Here is a 2,700-nt window from a genome sequence, read left to right as displayed (position 1 = left end):
GGCCCGGTCGCCCCCGACGCCAGTACCGGGCAGGGCACCACACCGCGCGCCGAAGGTACCGCCGCCCGCATCGAAGGCACCGCCGCCGCCCGCCCGGCGTCGGCGGAACCGGCAAAGGTGTCGGAACCCGCCACCTCGGCGACACCCGCGCCGCCCGCTCCCCGCACCCCGGAAGCGAGAGCCGCGGCCCACTCCACGGCCCAGGGTGCCGCCGCCCCGAGCGCCGACGTACAGAAGCCGGCCCCGAAGAGTCCGGCCCCGAAGAGCGGTACCGGCAAGGCTCCCAGCGCCAAGGCTCCCGCCGCAAAGGCGGCCGGGACCACCGCGAGGTCCGGCACGGCGAAGTCAGGCGCGGGGAAGCCCCCCAGCACGAAGGCCGGCCCCCCGAAGACACCCGCCGCGGATGCCGGCCCCGCGAAGACCGGCGGCGCGAAGACCGGCGGCCCCGCGAAGGCCGGCGGCGCCGGACCGGCCAGGTCTCCCCGCACCCGCAAGGCCACCGCCGCCGCCACGGGCGCCACCGGCGCCAACCGCGCCGTGCCGAAGCGGCGCGCGACGTCCGCCCCGAAGGTCAAGGTCCGTCCCGCCCCGCCGCTGGACGCCACCGACCGCGAGCGGCTCCTCGCCGGCGCCCACCACGACCCGCACGGCATGCTCGGCGCCCACCTCACCGACGAGGGCGTCGTCTTCCGTGCCCTGCGCCCGCACGCCACCTCCGTCACCGTCGTCGCCGGCGGACTGGAGGCCGAACTGATCAGCGAGGGCGACGGCCTCTTCGCCGCCGTCGCCGCCCTCCGCGAGATCCCCGACTACCGGCTCCGCGTCCGCTACGGCACCGACGAACCGCTGCTCGTCGACGACCCCTACCGGATGCTCCCGGCCCTCGGCGGCTTCGACCTCCACCTGATCTCCGAGGGCCGGCACGAGGAGCTGTGGCGGGTGCTCGGCGCCCACCCGATGACCCACCAGGGTGTCACCGGCACCCGCTTCACCGTCTGGGCGCCCAACGCCCGGGGCGTCCGCGTCACCGGCGACTTCACTTTCTGGGACGGCACCGCCTGCCCGATGCGCTCGCTGGGCTCCAGCGGCGTGTGGGAACTCTTCCTGCCCGGCATCGGCGAGGGCACGGTGTACAAGTTCGACGTCTGCGCCGCGGACGGGACGCACACCATGCGCGCCGACCCCATGGCCCGCCGCACCGAGTGCCCGCCGAACACCGCGTCCGTCGTCCACACGTCCCGCTACGAGTGGCACGACGCCGACTGGCTGGCCAGGCGCGGCAGCCGCCCGATCCACGAGGCGCCGTTCTCCGTCTACGAGGTCCACCTCGGCAGCTGGCGCCCCGGCCTCGGCTTCCGGGAACTCGCCGAACAGCTCCCCGCCTACGTCCGCGACCTCGGCTTCACCCACGTCGAGCTGCTGCCCGTCGCCGAGCACCCCTTCGGCGGCTCGTGGGGCTACCAGATCACCGGCTACTACGCCCCCACCGCCCGACTGGGCACCCCCGACGACTTCAAGTACCTCGTCGACCGGCTGCACCAGGAGGGCATCGGCGTCCTCGTCGACTGGGTGCCCGCGCACTTCCCCAAGGACGACTGGGCGCTTGCCCGCTTCGACGGCACCCCGCTCTACGAGCACCCCGACCCCCGACGGGCCGAACACCCCGACTGGGGCACCCTGGAGTTCGACTACGGCCGCAACGAGGTCCGCAACTTCCTGGTCGCCAACGCCACTTACTGGTGCGAGGAGTTCCACGTCGACGGGCTGCGGGTCGACGCCGTCGCCTCGATGCTCTACCTGGACTACTCCCGGGAGGACGGCGAGTGGTCCCCCAACGAGTTCGGGGGCCGTGACAACCCCGACGCGGTCGCCTTCCTCCAGGAGATGAACGCGACCGTCTACCGGCGCTGCCCCGGCGTCGTCACCATCGCCGAGGAGTCCACCGCCTGGGACGGCGTCACCCGCCCCACCGACGTACCCGGCCAGTGGGGCATCGGCGGCCTCGGCTTCGGCCTCAAGTGGAACATGGGCTGGATGCACGACTCGCTCGTCTACATGAGCAAGGACCCCATCCACCGCCGCTACCACCACAACGAGATGACGTTCTCGATGGTGTACGCGTACTCCGAGAACTACGTTCTGCCGATCTCCCACGACGAGGTCGTGCACGGCAAGGGCGCGCTCGTCTCCAAGATGCCCGGCGACTGGTGGCAGCAACGCGCCAACCACCGCGCCTACCTCGGCTTCATGTGGTCCCACCCCGGCAAGCAACTCCTCTTCATGGGACAGGAGTTCGCCCAGGGCGCGGAGTGGTCCGAAGCCCACGGCCCCGACTGGTGGCTGCTCGACCCGTCCTACTCCGCCGAGCCCGACCACCGGGGCGTCCGCGACCTCGTCCGCGAACTGAACACCGTGTACGGGCGCACCCCCTCCCTCTGGGAGCGGGACTGCGACCCCAGCGGCTTCGCCTGGATCACCGCCGACGCGGCAGACGACAACGTCCTGGCCTTCCTCCGCTACTCCGCCGACGGCACGCCCCTGCTTGTGGTCAGCAACTTCTCCCCCGTCGTCCGCCACGACTACCGCCTCGGCGTCCCCGACGGGCCGACCGCCTGGCGCCCGCTCCTCAACACCGACGACAAGCAGTACGGCGGCAGCGGCCTGGTAGAGCCCTGTCTCTTATACACCTCTGACGGTGCC

1 protein-coding gene is annotated in these 2,700 nt (G+C 72.7%); it reads left to right on the top strand.

Annotation, left to right across the window (positions count from 1 at the left end; translation table 11 throughout):
- The coding region (glgB, locus tag FNX44_RS25810; RefSeq protein WP_228450237.1) for a 1,4-alpha-glucan branching enzyme at positions 1-2,700 on the top strand (2,700 nt) is incomplete at both ends.

The sequence above is a fragment of the Streptomyces alkaliterrae genome (genome assembly GCF_007097205.2).
GTDB classification, from domain to species: Bacteria; Actinomycetota; Actinomycetes; order Streptomycetales; family Streptomycetaceae; genus Streptomyces; species Streptomyces alkaliterrae.
This window is presented reverse-complemented; position numbering and strand designations above follow the sequence as displayed.